This window comes from Achromobacter sp. FW305-C-30-7 (genome assembly GCF_058783105.1).
The window spans coordinates 207,727-224,717 of record NZ_JBYSYI010000002.1; the positions used below are offsets into that span (position 1 = coordinate 207,727).

17 protein-coding genes are annotated in these 16,991 nt (G+C 64.9%); 7 read left to right on the plus strand and 10 right to left on the minus strand.

Going from position 1 to position 16,991, the window contains the following annotated elements; translation table 11 throughout:
- Positions 1 to 47: 47 nt before the first annotated feature.
- The 6 genes from AC3WOB_RS07965 to AC3WOB_RS07990 all read right to left on the minus strand — a co-directional run bounded on the left by AC3WOB_RS07965 (position 48) and on the right by AC3WOB_RS07990 (position 6,006).
- On the minus strand, positions 48 to 971 hold the full coding sequence (locus AC3WOB_RS07965; protein ID WP_492274700.1) for a DUF817 domain-containing protein: 924 nt from the start codon (positions 969 to 971) through the stop codon (positions 48 to 50).
- A 7-nt stretch (positions 972 to 978) separates the two neighbouring features.
- The gene (gene folE2, locus AC3WOB_RS07970; RefSeq protein ID WP_013392505.1) at positions 979 to 1,776 is read right to left on the minus strand and encodes a GTP cyclohydrolase FolE2; all 798 of its coding nucleotides are present in this window, start codon (positions 1,774 to 1,776) and stop codon (positions 979 to 981) included.
- Positions 1,777 to 1,957: 181 nt separating this feature from the next.
- Positions 1,958 to 3,820, minus strand: a complete 1,863-nt coding sequence (gene dxs / locus AC3WOB_RS07975; protein ID WP_492274701.1) for a 1-deoxy-D-xylulose-5-phosphate synthase — start codon at positions 3,818 to 3,820, stop codon at positions 1,958 to 1,960.
- 53 nt (positions 3,821 to 3,873) lie between these two features.
- Positions 3,874 to 4,785, minus strand: a complete 912-nt coding sequence (locus AC3WOB_RS07980) for a polyprenyl synthetase family protein (protein ID WP_492274702.1) — start codon at positions 4,783 to 4,785, stop codon at positions 3,874 to 3,876.
- A gap of 7 nt (positions 4,786 to 4,792) precedes the next feature.
- Entirely contained in the window at positions 4,793 to 5,059 is a 267-nt protein-coding gene (locus tag AC3WOB_RS07985; protein WP_054451022.1) for an exodeoxyribonuclease VII small subunit, read from the minus strand.
- Positions 5,060 to 5,151: 92 nt separating this feature from the next.
- Positions 5,152 to 6,006, minus strand: coding sequence for an IclR family transcriptional regulator (locus AC3WOB_RS07990; RefSeq protein WP_013392501.1), 855 nt, complete (start codon positions 6,004 to 6,006; stop codon positions 5,152 to 5,154).
- A gap of 155 nt (positions 6,007 to 6,161) precedes the next feature.
- Here AC3WOB_RS07990 and AC3WOB_RS07995 point away from each other — a divergent pair, with 155 nt between their 5' ends.
- The 3 genes from AC3WOB_RS07995 (at position 6,162) to AC3WOB_RS08005 (ending at position 9,736) form a co-directional block, all read left to right on the plus strand.
- Complete coding sequence (locus AC3WOB_RS07995) at positions 6,162 to 7,130, plus strand: Bug family tripartite tricarboxylate transporter substrate binding protein (RefSeq protein ID WP_492274703.1); 969 nt, start codon at positions 6,162 to 6,164, stop codon at positions 7,128 to 7,130.
- Between the two features lie 204 nt (positions 7,131 to 7,334).
- Positions 7,335 to 8,345, plus strand: a complete 1,011-nt coding sequence (locus AC3WOB_RS08000) for an acyltransferase (RefSeq protein WP_013392499.1) — start codon at positions 7,335 to 7,337, stop codon at positions 8,343 to 8,345.
- 242 nt (positions 8,346 to 8,587) lie between these two features.
- A complete protein-coding gene (locus AC3WOB_RS08005) occupies positions 8,588 to 9,736 on the plus strand; it encodes an aromatic ring-hydroxylating oxygenase subunit alpha (protein WP_013392498.1) in 1,149 nt (382 codons plus the stop codon).
- Positions 9,737 to 9,831: 95 nt separating this feature from the next.
- Here AC3WOB_RS08005 and AC3WOB_RS08010 read toward each other — a convergent pair whose 3' ends face one another.
- Positions 9,832 to 10,761 (minus strand): LysR family transcriptional regulator, encoded by a 930-nt coding sequence (locus AC3WOB_RS08010; RefSeq protein WP_049797781.1) that lies wholly within the window; start codon positions 10,759 to 10,761, stop codon positions 9,832 to 9,834.
- A gap of 335 nt (positions 10,762 to 11,096) precedes the next feature.
- On the opposite strand from AC3WOB_RS08010, the gene AC3WOB_RS08015 reads away from it, so the two are divergent.
- The 4 genes from AC3WOB_RS08015 to AC3WOB_RS08030 all read left to right on the plus strand — a co-directional run bounded on the left by AC3WOB_RS08015 (position 11,097) and on the right by AC3WOB_RS08030 (position 13,753).
- The gene (locus AC3WOB_RS08015) at positions 11,097 to 11,723 is read left to right on the plus strand and encodes a VOC family protein (protein ID WP_492274704.1); all 627 of its coding nucleotides are present in this window, start codon (positions 11,097 to 11,099) and stop codon (positions 11,721 to 11,723) included.
- 39 nt (positions 11,724 to 11,762) lie between these two features.
- Positions 11,763 to 12,449 (plus strand): carboxymuconolactone decarboxylase family protein, encoded by a 687-nt coding sequence (locus AC3WOB_RS08020; RefSeq protein ID WP_492274705.1) that lies wholly within the window; start codon positions 11,763 to 11,765, stop codon positions 12,447 to 12,449.
- 59 nt (positions 12,450 to 12,508) lie between these two features.
- Positions 12,509 to 13,195, plus strand: a complete 687-nt coding sequence (locus AC3WOB_RS08025) for a dienelactone hydrolase family protein (protein WP_492274956.1) — start codon at positions 12,509 to 12,511, stop codon at positions 13,193 to 13,195.
- A gap of 117 nt (positions 13,196 to 13,312) precedes the next feature.
- Complete coding sequence (locus AC3WOB_RS08030; RefSeq protein ID WP_492274706.1) at positions 13,313 to 13,753, plus strand: SRPBCC family protein; 441 nt, start codon at positions 13,313 to 13,315, stop codon at positions 13,751 to 13,753.
- 55 nt (positions 13,754 to 13,808) lie between these two features.
- Here the strand turns inward: AC3WOB_RS08030 and AC3WOB_RS08035 are convergent, their stop codons facing one another.
- The 3 genes from AC3WOB_RS08035 to phnX all read right to left on the minus strand — a co-directional run bounded on the left by AC3WOB_RS08035 (position 13,809) and on the right by phnX (position 16,974).
- Positions 13,809 to 14,939 carry a TIGR03364 family FAD-dependent oxidoreductase gene (locus tag AC3WOB_RS08035; protein WP_013392492.1) on the minus strand — a complete coding sequence of 377 codons (1,131 nt, stop codon included), beginning with the start codon at positions 14,937 to 14,939 and terminating at the stop codon, positions 13,809 to 13,811.
- A gap of 94 nt (positions 14,940 to 15,033) precedes the next feature.
- On the minus strand, positions 15,034 to 16,056 hold the full coding sequence (locus tag AC3WOB_RS08040; RefSeq protein ID WP_013392491.1) for a putative 2-aminoethylphosphonate ABC transporter substrate-binding protein: 1,023 nt from the start codon (positions 16,054 to 16,056) through the stop codon (positions 15,034 to 15,036).
- Positions 16,057 to 16,152: 96 nt separating this feature from the next.
- On the minus strand, positions 16,153 to 16,974 hold the full coding sequence (phnX, locus tag AC3WOB_RS08045; protein ID WP_492274707.1) for a phosphonoacetaldehyde hydrolase: 822 nt from the start codon (positions 16,972 to 16,974) through the stop codon (positions 16,153 to 16,155).
- Positions 16,975 to 16,991: the final 17 nt, after the last annotated feature.

Below are 16,991 nucleotides of genomic sequence, written 5' to 3' on the forward strand. Positions count from 1 at the left end.
CTCTCGATTATCACCGATTGAGCGGTACAGCGCAAGCCAAAGAGGGCTCAGGAAATCAGGGACGGGCTATTTCCACCGCCCTGCCCCGCCCGCAGAGGCAAATCGGCAACATCGATTTCCTCGGGCCGGTTGACCACGCTGACCATCACATAACTGATGATCATCAGCAGGAACCACGAGCCCAGCTTGGCGATGGACACCAGCTCCCAGCCCTGCGACTGGTTGGGATAGCGCCAGGCATTGGCGAAGGTGCCGATGTTCTCGGCGAACCAGATGAACAGGGCCACCAGCACGAAACCCAGCAACAGCGGCATGCGGCGATAGACCTGCCAGATGCGGAAATACACCCAGGTGCGCGCGAACAGGACGGCGGTCAGCGCAAACAGCCCCCACCGGATATCCATGATGTAGTGGTGCGAGAAGAAATTCACGTAGATCAGCACCGACAGCGCCACGGTGGCCGCCACCGGCGGATGCGCGCGAAAGCGGAAGTCGAACAGGCGCCAGACGCGGGCCAGGTAGCTGCCCACCGCCGCATACATGAAGCCCGTGAATAGCGGCACGCCGCCGATGCGCAGCACGCTGGCCTCGGGATAGATCCATGAGCCCGCCGCGGTCTTGAACACTTCCATGCCGGTACCCACCACATGGAACAACAGGATCACGCGCGCTTCGCTCCAGGTTTCCATGCGCAGCGCCAGCAGCAGCGCCTGGATGCCCAAGGCCGCCAGGGTCAGGAAATCGTAGCGAGCCAGCGCGGCATTCTGCGGGTACCACCAGTGCGTGCCGAGCAGCAGCGCGCACATCAGACCGCCGAACAGGCAGGCCCAGGCCTGCTTCACGCCAAAGCGGAAGAACTCATAGAGGGCGACGCCAAAACGGCCGCGGCCGGCCAGATTGCTGGCCAGCCGCGATTCCCATTGCTGCAGCCCCGCGATGAGCGGCCAGTCATTGGCCGCCGGATGGCTCACGGAAAGCTCAGCCTTCCACGACGGCGTAGGCCGAGTGGTTGTGGATGGATTCGAAGTTCTCGGCTTCCACGCGGTAGCGGGCGATGCCGGGATGCGCGTTCAGGCGGGCAGCCACGTCGCGCACCAGGTCTTCCACGAACTTGGGGTTGTCGTAGGCGCGTTCAGTGACGTACTTCTCGTCCGGGCGCTTGAGCAGGCCCCACAGCTCGCAGGAGCCCTCTTCCTCGATCAGGCGGATGACGCCATCCATGCCGATGTCGGCGTTCAGGATGGCGGATACCGTGACGTGCGAGCGCTGGTTGTGCGCGCCGTACTCGGAGATGGCCTTGGAACACGGACAGAGGCTGGTGACGGGCACCTGCACGATCAGTTCGAACTCGACCTCGTCACCCTGGGCGCGGGCGATCCACTGCACTTCGTAGTCCAGCAGGCTCTGCACGCCAGAGATCGGGGCGGACTTGTTGATGAAGTACGGGAAGGCTGCGGTGATGTCGCCGCGCTCGGCATGCAGCAACGGCAGCATGTCGGCCGCCATGGCGCGGAACAGGGTCGGCGTCATGGGGGTGCTGCGGTACTTTTCCAGCAGGGCCACGAAGCGGGACATGTGCGTCCCCTTTTCTTCGGGCGGCAGGGCCACGGTCAGCGTCCAGTTGGCCACGGTGCCCTGGGGCGAGCCGTCGCCGCTTTCAATCAACATGGGGTGGCGCACGCCACGGATGCCCACGCGCTGAATCGGGATGTGCCGGGTGTCCGCCGAACTCTGGACGTCGGGCATCACGATGGCGGGGTCGATCGGAGAATTCATTTCGGCTTACCTGTCTAGGCAGTCAGTCGTGAAAACGCACGGGCCTAGTAATCTTTGAGAGGGGGCCATTATCGCCCATAGTCCGCCAATCGCCAGGGAAAACCCTTTTATTCGTAGGTTGGCGGGGCCGGAACAGTGTGTTTCATTCCTGCGGACAAAGCCCGCAGGAATCGAAGCGGATTCAGCCCAGCAGATCGGCGTAGCGGGCGCGGATCGAGCTTTCGATGCCCGTCGCGTCCAGGCCGACGCCGGCCCATAGCGCCGACTGCTCGCCATGGTCGATGAACTCGTCGGGCAGGCCCAGTTGCAGCACTGGGATCATGACCCCGGCCGCGCTCAGCGTTTCCAGCACCGCGCTGCCCGCGCCGCCCATGATGGAGGCATCTTCCAGCGTGACCAGCGCGTCGTGGCGGCTGGCCAGGTCGAGGATCAGCTCGCGGTCGATCGGCTTGACGAAGCGCATGTCGGCCACGGTGGCGTCGAGCTTTTCGGCGGCGCCCAGCGCGGCCTGGACCAAGGTGCCGAAACCCAGGATGGCGATCTTGCGGCCTTCGCGGCGCACCACGCCGCGGCCGAGTTCGACCGTGTCCAGGCCGGGCGCTTCGGCGGCGCCGCAGCCTGCGCCGCGCGGATAGCGCACCGACGCCGGGCCAGGATGCTGATAACAGGTCGACAGCAGCAGCCGCGTTTCGTTTTCGTCCGAAGGCGTGGCCACGACCATGTTGGGCACGCAGCGCAGGAAGGCGATGTCATAGTTGCCTGCGTGCGTGGCGCCGTCCGCGCCCACCAGGCCGGCGCGGTCCAGCGCGAAGGTCACGTCCAGGTTCTGCAGCGCGACGTCATGGATGAACTGGTCGTAGCCGCGCTGCATGAAGGTGGAGTAGATCGCGACCACGGGCTTCTGGCCTTCGCAGGCAATGCCGGCGGCGAAGGTCACGGCGTGCTGCTCGGCGATGCCCACGTCGAAGTAGCGCAGCGGAAAGCGCTGCTCGAATCCCACCAGTCCGCTGCCTTCGCGCATGGCGGGCGTGATGGCGACCAGACGCGAATCCTGCTCGGCCATGTCGCACAGCCACTGGCCGAAGACCTGCGTGAAGCTGCGCTTGCCGGGCGCCTTCGATTGCTGGATGCCGACCGCCGGATCGAACTTGCCGGGGCCGTGGTACAGCACCGGATCGGCCTCGGCCAGCTTGTAGCCCTGGCCCTTCTTGGTCACCACGTGCAGGAACTGCAGGCCTTCCAGGGCCTTGAGGTTCTGCAGGGTAGGAACCAGCGCGTCCAGGTCGTGCCCGTCGATCGGGCCGACGTAGTTGAAGCCGAATTCCTCGAACAGCGTGGCCGGCGTGACCATGCCCTTGGCATGTTCCTCGAAGCGGCGCGCAAGTTCCAGCACCGGCGGCACGTGCTGCAGCACCGCCCGGCCCACATTCTTGGCGGCCGCATAGAAGCGGCCCGACATCAGGCGCGCCAGGTAGCGGTTCAACGCCCCCACCGGCGGCGAGATCGACATGTCGTTGTCGTTCAGGATCACCAGCAGGTTGATGTTGGGCGTGACGCCGGCATTGTTCATGGCCTCGAAGGCCATGCCCGCGGACATCGCGCCGTCGCCGATGATGGCAATGTGCTGGCGCTGCACGCCGGCGTTGCGCGATGCCACCGCCATGCCCAGCGCCGCCGAGATGGAGGTGGACGAATGCGCGGTGCCGAAGGCGTCGTATTCGGATTCGCTGCGTTTCGGGAAGCCCGAAATCCCGTCCTGCTGGCGCAGCTTGGCCATGCCGGCGCGGCGTCCGGTCAGGATCTTGTGCGGGTAGGACTGGTGGCCCACGTCCCAGACGATGCGGTCATGGGGCGTGTCGAACACCTGGTGCAAGGCCAGGGTGAGCTCGACCGTGCCCAGGTTGGACGACAGGTGCCCGCCCGTTTTGGACACCGACTCCAGCACGAAGCCGCGCAACTCGTCGGCCAGCCTTTTCAGCTCGCGGCGATCCAGGCGCTTGAGGTCTGCCGGGGATTGAATGCGGTCCAGTAAATCTGTCGTCATGCTTTTATGTGGTTCGTTGGCCCGGCCTGCCTCCAGCCCGGGCTGTTCCCGGCTCAGCGGTCTCGTAGGACGATGAAGTCGGCCAGTTCAGCCAGGCGCGATCCGGCCTCGCCCAGCGGAGCCAGGGCAGCCAGCGCGTCCTCACGCAATTCCTGGGCGAACGCGCGCGCGCCGTCCAGCCCCAGCAGCGATACATAGGTAGGCTTGTTTTCGGCAGCGTCCTTGCCCGGCGTCTTGCCCAGGCTGGCGCTGTCGGCGGTCACGTCCAGGATGTCGTCGACCACCTGGAAGGCCAGCCCCACGGCCTGCGCGTAGGCGTCCAGCGCCTGGCGCGAGGCCGAGCTGGCGCCCGCCACGATGCCGCCCAGGGCCACGCTGCAAGCCAGCATGGCACCCGTCTTCATGCTGTGCATGGTTTGCAGTTCGTCGCGCGACAGCGCGTGGCCGACGCTGAACAGGTCGATGGCCTGCCCACCGGCCATGCCCTGGCTGCCGGCGGCGCGCGCCAGCGACTGGGTGGCCTGCACGATCAGCGCGGGTGCGATCGGCATGGAAGCCAGCAGATCGAAGGCCAGCGGCTGCAGCGCATCGCCCGCCAGCATGGCGGTGGCTTCGTCGAACTTCACGTGGGTGGTGGGACGGCCGCGGCGCAGCGTGTCGTCGTCCATGCAGGGCAGGTCGTCGTGCACCAGTGAATAGGCGTGGATCAGTTCCACCGCCGCGGCGGCGCGGTCCAGCGAGGCCTGCACGGCCAGCACGCTGCCGCTGACGGGGCAGGCCTGCCCCGCCGCATAGACCAGCGCGGCGCGCACCCGCTTGCCGCCGCCGAGCACGGCGTAACGCATGGCTTCGTGCAGCCGCGAGGGCAACGCATCCGCGGGGGGCAACAGATCATCCAGCACGTCTTCGACGTGCTGCACGCGCCCTTGCAACCATTCCGGAAAGGCGAGTTGAATTTGCTTCATCGGGTTCTTATTCGTCATCCAGCGCCGCCGGGTCCAGCGGACGCAGCAAATCGCCTTCCAGGACCTTGACCTGCTGTTCGGCCTGCGCCAAGCGTTCCTGGCAGACCCGCGTGAGCGCCACGCCGCGCCGGTAGGCGGCAAGCGACTGCTCCAGCGGCAACGAGCCGTCTTCCATGGCCGCTACCAGCGATTCGAGTTCGGCCAGCGCCGTTTCGAAATCCTGGGGCAAGGGACGGTCATCGATCTGCGGATCGGCTTGTGAAGATTTGGCCAAACGGGTCTCCGAGGGCGCTAGGGGTGGATCAATCCGTGAATTGTACGAGATACCCGCAAGGCCGTCGGGCTTGCCGCGGCACGCCGCAAGTCTCAGGCCGGAGCGCCCGCCAGCCCCGCTATGGCGGCGTGCAGCAGAGGCGCCACGCGCGAGCGCAGGTCCGCCTCCGGCAACAGGCTGGCTGGCCCGCCGCAGCTCATGACGAAGACGCCCTCGCCCGTGATGGACGAGAACGGCACCGCCACCGCATTGATCCCCGACTGCCATTCGCCGATGGCGTAGCAGCAGCCCGTGTCGCGCAGTTCCGCCCGCGCGCGCTCAATGGCGTCCGCGGCCGGCGCCGTCTCGCCCAGGCGGGCCAGTGCGTCGGCGCAAGCCTGGGGCGGCAGGCTTGCCAGATATGCCCGGCCCATGGCGCTGTCCAGGCTGGCGCGATAACCCACTGGCAGGCGCAGGTACAGCGCCGAAGAGCCATGGATGGCTTCGACGTAGGTCATGGCGTCGCCGTCGAAGGCGCCCAGGGCCACCGCGCCGCCGGTGGCGCGCGCCAGCTCGGTCATCGAGGCCTTGGCCAGTTCGCGCACCTCCAGCCCGGCCAGCAGGCCGAAGCCCAGCGCCAGCACGCCGTAGCCGGGCGAGTACTTGCCGGTGTCCGGGTGATAGCGCAGATAACCCAATTCAGTAAGGGTGTAGGTAATGCGGCTGATGGTGGGCTTGGGCAGGCCGGTCAGGCGCGCCAGGTCCAGGTTGCCCAAGGCCGATACGCCATGGCGGAAGCAGCGCAGCACATCCAGTCCGCGCGCCAGCGCCGTAATGAAGTCGGGAGAATTGGCGCCCTCGCCCGAGCCGGCGGCGCGCTTGCGGCGCGCGGGCAGGCTGAGTTCGACCTTGCCGTCGGGCTTGGCGGCGGGATGCGCGATGCGCTTGGCGTCAGAAAAAGATTGCATTTCTATTCGCTTCGTTTTTATAGTTTATTTCGAATAACAAAATTAAATTCCATTTTACGGAATTTAATGCATCCAAGGAGACCTGGCAAGCACTGCCTCGCGGCGCCAAGCCAGGCCCGATCCTCCACTCATGCACACGTTTTCAAGGGGAAAACATGCTACGCACTAGCTTCAAACTGCTGGCCACCCTGCTGCTCGGCGCAGCGGCGCTGGGCGCCCAGGCCGAAACCTACCCGGCCCGCCCGATCAAGGTGGTCTCGCCCTTTCCCGCCGGCGGCGCGACCGATGTGCTGACCCGGATCCTGGCCGAACGCATGGCCAAGACGCTGGGCCAGCCCATGATCGTCGAGAACAAGGCCGGCGCCGGCACCTCGATCGGGGCGGCCTTTGTCTCGCGCGAAGCGCCGGACGGCTACACCATCCTCATGGCGACCAACTCCACGCTGGTCACCAACCGCTATCTGTACAAGGAACTGCCCTACGATCCCGACGGCTTCGCCCGCATCGGCATGGTCGGCGTGGGACCGCTGGTCCTGCTGGCCAGTCCCAAACGCCCCTTCAACAACACCCAGGACGTGGTGGCCTACGCCAAGCAGAACCCGGGCAAGCTGACCTTCGCCACCTTCGGCCCAGGCACGTCCTCGCACCTGGCGGGCGAACTCTTCAAGGAGCGCGCCGGCATCGACATCCTGCACGTGCCGTTCAAGGGCGCGACCCAGGCCCTGCCCGCCCTGGTCAGCGGCGACGTGGACCTGTTCTTCGACATGGTGGCCACCGGCATGCCGCAGGCCGATGCCGGCAAGGTCAAGGTCTTCGCCATCACCAGCCCCGGCCGCCTGGCGACGCAGCCCAAGCTGGCGACGCTGGCCGAACAAGGCTATCCCGCGTTCGACATGACCGCCTGGTTCAGCTTCGTGGCGCCCAAGGGCACGCCCGCCCCCGTCATGGAAAAACTGCAGCAGGCCCTGGTCGAAACCCTGCAGGACGAAACCGTCAAGAAGCGCATGCTGGACATGGGCATCGATCCCCGCTCCGGCACCGCCGCCGAACTGGACAAGCAGATCAAGACCGAACAGCCCATCGTGGCGCAGCTGATCAAGCAGGCCAATATCGTTCTGCAATGAGGGCGCGAGCCGTTTCGTGACAAAACGTAGGCAGGCCCGCGCCTGCCCGTGAATGCGCCGCGCCACGCGGCTCCTGCCGGCAGAGGCTCCCGCAGCCCTGCCGGTTTTTTCGTGCGCCGCCGACAGGCCCTCTAACCCCTGGATACAGTACCAGGGCGCGCCCCGCTGCTAAGGTGAAAAGGCAAACACCGCAACGGGAGCCCGATGCCCTATACCGAAGAGAAATACGCGCGCCTGGATGCCGCCCGCTGGCTGGCGGCGGTCGCGGTCGTGCTGCTGCACAGCGCGGCCATGGTGGTCAGCAACCCGGCCGTCTACGGCGGCGGAGCCTGGTTGGCCGCCAATCTGTACGACTCGGCCGCGCGCTGGTGCGTGCCCGTGTTCGTCATGGTCAGCGGCGCCCTGCTGCTGGATCCCGACAAGCCGCAGGACGCGCGCCAGTTCTACAGCCGGCGCATGGCGCGGATCTGCGCGCCGCTCCTGTTCTGGACCTTCTTCTATCTGGCATGGCGCACGGCGTTGGACTGGTGGGACGACGGCCGCATCGATTTTTCGTTCTGGCCGCGCAAGCTGGTCCAGGGCGAGCCCTACTACCACCTGTGGTACCTGTACATGATCGTGGGCCTGTACCTGTTCGCGCCACTGGTACGAGTCCTGTATGCGCGCAGCACACCACGGGCGCGCGCGCTGTGGGTGGTGGGCATCCTGGGCGTGGCGATCCTGGACGCGCTGTACCGCCGCGCGCTGGGCGCGCCCGCCGGCTTTTTCCTGACCTGGTTCCTGCCCTATCTGGGCTACTTCGTGGCGGGCCGCCTGATCTTCGACGGCCAGATGCGCATCCCTCGCCCCGGCCTGATGCTGACAGCCAGCGTGGCCGCGACGGCGCTGGGCGTGTATGCCATGTCGAGCAACCGGGCCCTCAACACCTACTTTTACGATTACTTCAGCCTCACGGTGCCGTTCATGTCGCTGGCCGCGTTCCAGTGGATCGTCTCATCGCCGCGCCTGCCGCGGCTGGCCTCGCTGGCGCCGCTGACCTTCGGCGTCTACCTGATCCATCCGCTGTTCCTGGACGTGGCGCATCGCGCCGGCGCCCTGAGCGGCGCGCGCAATGACGCATGGACGCTGCCGGTGTTGGCCGCCGCCGTGTTCGCGCTGTCGGCGGCCAGCAGCTGGCTGCTGAGGCGCCATCCCGCCACCCGACGCTTCGTCTGAAAGGCCTACATCTTCAAGGGGTTATGCCGTAGCTGGCACGCATCGACCAGCTGCGGCATAACTTCACCAAGCTTCGCAGATCTTCACGGGCGCGGGGTAAGGGCTTGGGGTACAATTCACGGCTTATTTGATCGGCCAGCACCGATTTTTCTTCGCGCCAGCACGGAACGCACCCAGCGGATTTCAAAGCCGCCAGGCAAATGCTTCTCCGTCCTGGCTTTTTTATCCGAGCGGGGGGAATCATGACCGACATCGGTCGGATGGCACATGTAGTGCCAGCTCGCACCCAGCTACCCGTCAGCGCGTATTTTGACGAAGCCCTCTTTGCCCGCGAGCAAGAACTCATTTTCAAGCAATCCTCACAATACGTCGGCCACCAGAAAGTGGTGCCCGAAAACGGGGATTGGCGTACGTTGGTCCAGGAAGACGGAGGGCGCGTGCTGGTTCGCAACCAGCAAGGCGTCGAACTCATCTCAAATGTCTGCCGCCATCGCCAGGCTTTGATGCTTGGCGGCGAGACCGGCAATGTGGCCGGCAACTGCAATACGCATGGCAATCTGAAGGCAACCGGCGGCAACATTGTCTGCCCCTTGCATCGCTGGACGTACAACAACCAGGGCGAGTTGTTGGGCGCGCCGCAGTTCGCCACCACGCCCTGCATGAACCTGCAGAAGTTCCGCCTGCGCGACTGCCATGGCTTGCTGTTCGAAGGCCCGCGCGATCCGGCCGCCGACATGGCGCCGTTGTTCTCGCGTCCGGAATTCGACTTCGGCGACTACGTGCTGGACCACGTCGAAGTGCACCAGTGCAACTACAACTGGAAGACCTTCATCGAGGTCTACCTGGAGGACTACCACGTCGGTCCGTTCCACCCGGGCCTGGGCCGCTTCGTCACCTGCGACGACCTGAGCTGGGAGTTCAACGACTGGTACAGCCTGCAGAAGGTCGGCGTGCACAACGCCCTGGCGCAGCCCGGGTCCGACGTCTACAAGCAGTGGCATGACCGGCTACTGGCGTTCCGCGAAGGCGACGCGCCCGATTTCGGCGCGGTCTGGGTCACGTACTTCCCGACCCACATGATCGAGCTGTACCCGCACGTGCTGGTGCTCTCCACGCTGTACCCGAAGGGTCCGCAGGAAACGGTGAACGTGGTCGAGTTCTACTACCCCGAGGAAATCGCCGCCTTCGAGCGCGAGTTCGTCGAGGCGCAACGCGCCGCCTACATGGAAACGGCTATCGAGGACGACGAGATCGCCGAGCGCATGGACGCGGGCCGCAAGGCGCTGATGCTGCGCGGCGTGAACGAAACCGGTCCTTACCAGTCGCCCATGGAAGACGGCATGCAGCACTTCCATGAATGGTATCGCCGCATCATGCAGGAGCGGGTCTGAAGCCAGGGCCCCCGAGGCCCCTCGCCCGCTGGGGCCCGGCAGTGAACAGCACCCCATGGGATGGAGCTCCATCCCATGGGGTGTTTTTCATGGCGTCAGGCCGGGAGCTTTTTTCCGATCAGATGCTCGACAAGCAAGCGCGTGGCTGCAAGCAGATGCTTCGGGTCACGCACGCACAGCATCAAGGGGCGATACGCCCAGGTTTCCTTGAGCGGCCTGACCACGATGCCCAACTGTTCGACAAACGGGTAGGCGGCGATGGCGGGAAGAATCGCGACGCCCAGCCCGACCGACACCATCTTGCGCACGCTTTCAAAACTCGTCGCGTGGCCGCGCTCCTTCAGAGTCCTGCCTAGAATCGTGGCCTGATGCCGGTACAGGCTCAATAGCGCGCTATCGCGCTGCATGCCGATGAAAAATTCGTCGAGCATGTCCGATAGCGTCAAGTCGTCGCGGCTTGCAAGCCCGTGGCCGGGCGGCAGGATCGCGACCAGCTCGTCATGCTCCCAGCGGATGATGTGCAGATCACCGCCATCGACCGTACCCGAGAACAGGCCGATATCCGCGCTGCCCGTGCGGACCGAATGGATAACCTCGACGCTGGTGAACTCGTCCAACTCAACATCGATACCCGGGTTTTCAGCAATAAAACTGGCGATCTTGCCAGGCAGAGATCCAGAAATCGCCGACATATGGGCATGGACCCTGATAAATCCGCTAGTGCCGCCACGGATCGCCTCCATGTCGAACATCATGCGTTGAAGCGGGCCAGACAGATCGCACAACCGAGCCAGCAATATCTCACCGGCGGCAGTCGCCGCCACGCCGCGGTCATGGCGTTCGAGCAACGCTAAGCCACAGCGGTATTCAAGATCCGAAATTCTGCGGCTGATGGCCGAAATGGCGATGTGCTCCCGTTCAGCCGCCCGGGCAAGAGATCCTTCCTCAACCGCCGCCGCAAATAGCCGCAATGAAGTGAGATCGATGTCCTTGAGAGACCAGCCATGAGCAGTTGCCATACCCATCAGTTGTCAGACCGAGATTGATCCCGCGAGCCCAAGCCCCCCGGGCGGAGGAAAACTCTATCACGCCGAGCGCTTTTGGAACCTAGGAATCGATAAAAGTAGTAAGTAGACAAATTTTTGTGATTACTAGGGATGCTCGAACGCCCAAACATGGGTCGAGCCGTTTCCGACAGGGCGGATAAATCAGAGCGCTTGATAGCAGAAAGCTGCATTGCCGAATGGCGAATTCCCCCTGTCGCGGACCGCTGATAAATTGATTGCCGATCCACGCAAGCACAAAAAAGTCGAGCCTTCGCTATCCGCCAATGCCTTTGGCAAGAGCGAGCAGGCGGCAAGTGATCGACTTCAATTCTGGAGGGACAACCGACATGAACGGCCAACTTACTAAGGCGCCTGACAAGGTCAACAAGAAATTCGAAATCAGGGGCTTGAACCACATCGCGATGGTCTGCGCCGACATGAAACGCACGGTGGATTTCTACCAAGGCGTGTTGGGAATGCCGCTGATCAAGACCCATGTTTTCGACCACGGGCAGCACTTCTTCTTCGACATGGGCTGCGGCGCATCCTTCGCCTTCTTTTGGTTGCGGGATGCGCCTGCGGCTTTGCCGGGCCCGACCGTTCCGTCGATACTGCATTTCGAAACCCCGATCGGTGCAATGAATCATTTCGCGTTCAATGTCGATGCCGCCCTGATCCCCGAGTATCGGGAACGGCTGATTGCCGCGGGGGTCGAGGTATCCAAGATCGTGCATCACGACGATGTGTCGCCGAACGGGCTCAATGTGACGCAGCAAGAGCACAAAAGCACCTGGGTCTCCTCGATTTACTTCAGGGATCCAGACGGCATTCAACTCGAATTCGCAGGTTGGAGACGAGTATTCACCGAAGCGGACGTCCGGCACGAGCCCGCGACAGCCGTGGACGCCCCTCGCCACAAGCGCGAGACGATCGACGCCTGATTTTTCCAATACGAACCCCATCAAGAACAGAGAGAACATATGCCTCGTGTCCGCCAAGTACCCCTGTCTGAAATCCATGCCAATGGCCGCCCATACTACGAGAGGCTTTTCAAGGGCGGCGACCCGACGGTCAATCCGGGCACGGCCACCGGCACGCCGGGACACTGGTGGTCCACCATTGCATTGCGGCCATATATCTTCGACCATGCCGCCGCGCACATGGGCATGCTGGGACTGTTCGGGGCGGAAGCGTCCAGTCAGTTGGACCCCAAGGCGCGCGAAATCGCGTTGATGCGGGTTGGCTTCCTGATGGCGAGCCAGTTCGTCTACTCGCAACATTGCAAGATCGCAGACGTGCTTGGCATTCCGCAGGCCAAGATCGACGCGATCCAGCACTGGAATGTGGAGCCTGACTTGTGGACGCCGCTCGAGCGCGCGATTCTGGCCTATGCCGACGCGATCGTGCTCGACCGCGGCCGCGTTCCCGACGGCGTCTTCAATGCGCTGCACACGCTCATGAAGGACGAGGACATTGCCGAGATCACGTATCACATCGGCGGCTACATGCTGCACGCCTCTTTCTGCCGGGCGCTGCGTCTTGAATGGGACGATGTGCCGGAACGCGTCCAGGAGGTCCCCTGGCCCGAAGGTACCGACCTCGTCGCCATCAAGAAGAAACGGGCGAGTTCAGACCGTAGCAACGCGGCCGAGCAATCCCATCGCTGAAACGGGCGCCTGGCGCCCGCTGAATCAAATGAAGAAACGAATCTGAAGAGATATGCGTGATGAAAATAACGGTTTCCGACGGAGCCTACGACGCCTATGTAGCACGACCCCAGGCAATTTCCGCACCGGTCGTCGTAGTCATCCAGGAGATTTTCGGTGTGAATGCCGATCTCCGGGCGACATGCAATGAACTCGCGGCCATGGGCTTCATCGCCGTGTCGCCCGATCTTTTTTGGCGCGCCGCGCCGGGCATCGAATTCAACAAGCTGAACAAGCAGGAGTGGCGACGGGCATTCGAGCTGTACAAGGCGTTCGATATCGACCGCGGCGTGCAGGATATCGCGGCAATGATCGACGCCGCGCGATCGATCTCAGGCGGGAACGGCAAAGTCGGCGTCATGGGCTTTTGCATGGGAGGCCTCATGGCCTACCTCACAGCCGCCCGCTGCGAGGTCGACGCGGCGGTCGCCTACTACGGCGGCGGCACCGATCTGCACCTGAAGGAAGCGGATCAGGTGACCGCGCCACTGATGATGCATCTGGCCGATGCGGATGAGTTCATTCCCGCGAACTCCCAGGCGCGCATCAAGGCCGCGCTAGAGGGCAGGACCGGTACCGAGGTCCACGGTTATCCCGGCTGCAACCATGCTTTCGCGCGGCGCGGCGGATCGCATTATGACGCGCATGCCGCCGCGCTCGCGAATCAGCGGACGCAGACCTTCCTGCGCCGATCTCTCGGCGCCTGACACCTCCGCCAATCGATAGTCTCAAGCATCCCGCACACCGCAAAATCCGGGCTTGCCGCTCTGCGCCCATTTCCTGCCGTTTTCCCTTTCGAGGGCCTAGCGCCCATTGGAGTCCCTATGCCGCACACCGTACACGTCAGTGCCATTGTCCACGCGCCGCTTGAAAAGGTCTGGACCTGCTTCCGCGATTTCGATGGGCTGGCGCGCTGGCAGCCAGGCGTTGCGGCAAGCCGGATCGAAGAGGGAGGACGTCATGACGCGGTGGGTTCCGTGCGGTACTTGACGGGCAAGTCGTCCGGCTTTGTGCGCGAGAAACTCCTGATGCTGGACGATCCCGGCACCACGCTGCGCTACGCCGTCATCGAAACCAGCCTGCCCTTGCGCGATGGCATCGCTGGCGTGTCGCTGCATCCCATCACTGAAAGCGGACATACGCTGGTGCAATGGTGGGCGGACTTCCGGGTCGAGGGCGCGCCACTGAGCGATGTGGCGAACGCCATGCAGGCTATGTACGCGACGGCGCTGGCGGCGCTGGATGCGAAGCTGCGCGAGGAGTGACTGCACTCATCCGCGCGCCCCATTGCGCGCCAGCGCCCGGGCTCAGCGGCCGGGTTCAGCGGCCCACTACGCCCGCCACGGTGCGCTCGCCGATGGCCAGGCCGACCGTCATGCCCACGCCCGAATGCATCACCGCCACCGTCGTGGCCGGGTCCACCGGCATGACGGAGAACGGCGCCGGGCCATGCGCGCCATAGACGCCCTGCCAGCGCTCCAGCACGCGCAGGCGCGCGCCCAGGGCCTGGGACGCCAGGTCCAGCATGGCGTTGTCGACCGCCTCGTCGTTGAACGGCAGCGCATCCTGGCCGTAGCGGTGTGAATCGCCGATGATCAGTTCGCCATAGGGCGTGGGGCTGATCAGCAGATGGATGCCGTTCTCCAGCAGCATGGGCGTGCGTGCCTGGATCACTTCGCGCAGCGCCAGCGCCGACGGCAGATCCGAGAACGCGCCGTAGTGCACGCAGGACAGGCCGGTCAGCAAGGGGCGGTCCAGCGCGATGGGATGGGTTTCGAACGCGGCGCGCAGCATTTGCAGGCGCGTGACCTCCAGGTTCATCGGCGCAAAGCGCTCAGGCAGCAGGGTCAGGTAATCATGTCCGGGGCAGACGAACACGTGCCCGCCCTTGAACTCGCCCGCCGAGGTGCACACCAGTCCGCCCTCGACCGCGCGCGCCAACGTGCCGGTAATGAACTGCACGCCCAGAGACTCCGCCAGGTAGCTCGTAATGGCCGGCAGCGCCTCGCGCGAATAGATCTGCAGATCGTCATGCCCTTGCAGGCCCGCGCAGTGGTGCGCCAGCTGGCCGCCATATAGTGCGGCCACCTCGCGGCCCGACAGCAGGTTGGCGCGATAACCCTCCTGGCGCATGCGCGTGTCGGCGAACTCCTGCAGCACGTCCGCCTCTTCGGCGTTGCGGGCCAACACCAGGGCGCCGTTGGCGCGCACATGAAAGCCCGCCCGGTCCGCCAGTTCCAGCCACAGCTCGCGCGCCTGCTGGGCGTGCGACAGCATCATGCCGGGCGCCTGGCCCGTCACGATGACCTGGCCGAAGTTGCGGATGGTGGCGCCATGCGCCTGGCGGCTGCGCTCGATCACGGCCACCGACAGGCCGCGCTTGGCGGCCGCCCAGGCATGGGCGATGCCCAGCATGCCGGCGCCCACCACGACTACGTCGAAATTTTTCATCTGTGGAACATTGCAAAGGGAAATGCGGCGGGAGCCGCCCTAGCGGGCAGCCCCGGGGCGCGGCGGCAGCCAGCGCCGCCGCGATCAAACGGACTTACTTCTTCTTCGGCTCGGACTTGCCGTCGTAGCGCTTGGTCCACTCGGCGATGATGCGGTCGCGGTTGGTGGCGGCCCAGGTGAAGTCGTTCTTGATCATGCGCTGCATCAGGTCGGCCGGCAGGTTCGGATTCGACGTGGCGATCGACGGGATGGCCAGCACCGCGAAGTTGGCCTTGTACAGTTCATTGGCCTCGCGGCTGGCGGAGAAGTCGGCCAGCTTGCGCGCGGCTTCCAGGTTCTTGGTGCCCTTCATGATGGCGGTGGCTTCGACTTCCCAGCCCAGGCCTTCCGAGGGGAACACGGCTTCGACCGGGGCGCCGTCGGCCTTCAGCTTGGCGGCGCGGTAGTCGAACGACACGCCGATCGGGAATTCGCCCGCGGCGGCCATATTGCACGGCTTGGAGCCCGAGTGCGTGTACGAACCGATGTTCTTGTGCAGGGCGTCCATGTAAGCCCAGCCCTTCTCTTCACCGAAGATCTGCAGCCAGGCGCTGACGTCCAGGAAGCCGGTGCCCGACGAAGCCGGGTTCGGCATCACGATCTTGCCGGCGTACACCGGCTTGGTCAGGTCCTGCCACGAGGTGGGCTTGGGCAGCTTCTGCTTTTCCGCTTCGATGGTGTTGAAGCAGATGGCGGCGGCGAAGCCGTCCATGCCGACCCAGCTGGGCTCGGCCTTGGCATCGCGCATGTTGGCGGCGATCTGGTCCAGGCCCTTGGGGGCGTAGGGCTGCAGCATGCCTTCCTTGTCCATCAGGCCCAGCGAGGTGCCGGCCAGGCCCCAGACGGCGTCGGCCTTGGGGTTGTTCTTTTCGGCCAGCAGCTTGGCGGTGATGATGCCGGTGGAGTCGCGCACCCACTGGATCTTGATGTCGGGATAGGCCTTCTCGAACGCGGCCTGGTAGGCCTTGATCTGGTCGGCTTCGAGCGCGGTGTAGACCGTCAGCGTGGTCTCGGCGGAGGCGGCGCCCATCACGCCCGTCAGGGCGGCGGCCAGTGCAAGCAGCTTGTAGCGATTCATGAAGTACTCCGTTGGTAAGCGGAAAAAAGGCTGAGAAGGTCCTCGGGGCTGGCCTGGGCCGGCCCCGTCAGGCGGTGCAGACAGGTGATGGAACGTTTAGGGGCGCTGGCCCGCGGACAAACGGGATTCGATGTCGGCGATCACCGTGGGCAGGTCGGCGACGGTGTCGATCAGGTAGTGCGGCGCGGCGGGCGACAGCTCCAGGCTGGCGGCGGTGCGCGCCTTCTGGCGGCCGGCGTCGTCCAGGCTCAGGTACTCCTCCAGCGTCAGGCCGGCGGCGTTGCCCGACAGCAGCAGGCCCACGGTCCACATGCCGGCGCGGCGTCCTTCTTCGATGCCGGGCGCGGTGTCGTCGACCTTGACGCAAGCGGCCACGTCGGACAGGCCGAGCTCGACCACGTTCTTCAAAGCCATCGCGGGCGCCGGCCGGGCGCGCGGCACGTCGTCACTGGCGACGATGCAGTCGGGCTCCAGGCCTTCGGACGCGGCGCGTTCCACCACGCGGCGCATAACGCTGGCGGGATAGCCCGAGCAGGAGCCGATCTTCAGGCCGTGCTGGCGCAGGGCGCGCAGCAGTTCGGCCGCACCGGGGATCGCCGCGGAATACTGGGCGACCTTGTCCAGCTGCATCGGCAGGAAGCGCTCGTAGATGGCGGTCACGTCGTCATCGGTGGGCAGGCGGCCGAACTGGGCCTGGTACTGGCCGGCGATCACGGCATCGTTGCAGAGCGTGCGGATGTGGTCCCACTTGCCCATGCCCATCGGGCCGCGGGCTTGCGCCAGCGACATTTCCACGCCGAACTGCGAGAACGCGTCCACGAACACCTTGGTGGGCGCGAAGGAACCGAAGTCGACCAGCGTGCCGGCCCAGTCGAAGATCACCGCTTCCAGGCGGACGGGAAAAGGCGAAACAGTCATGAGGGTCTTCCTTGAAA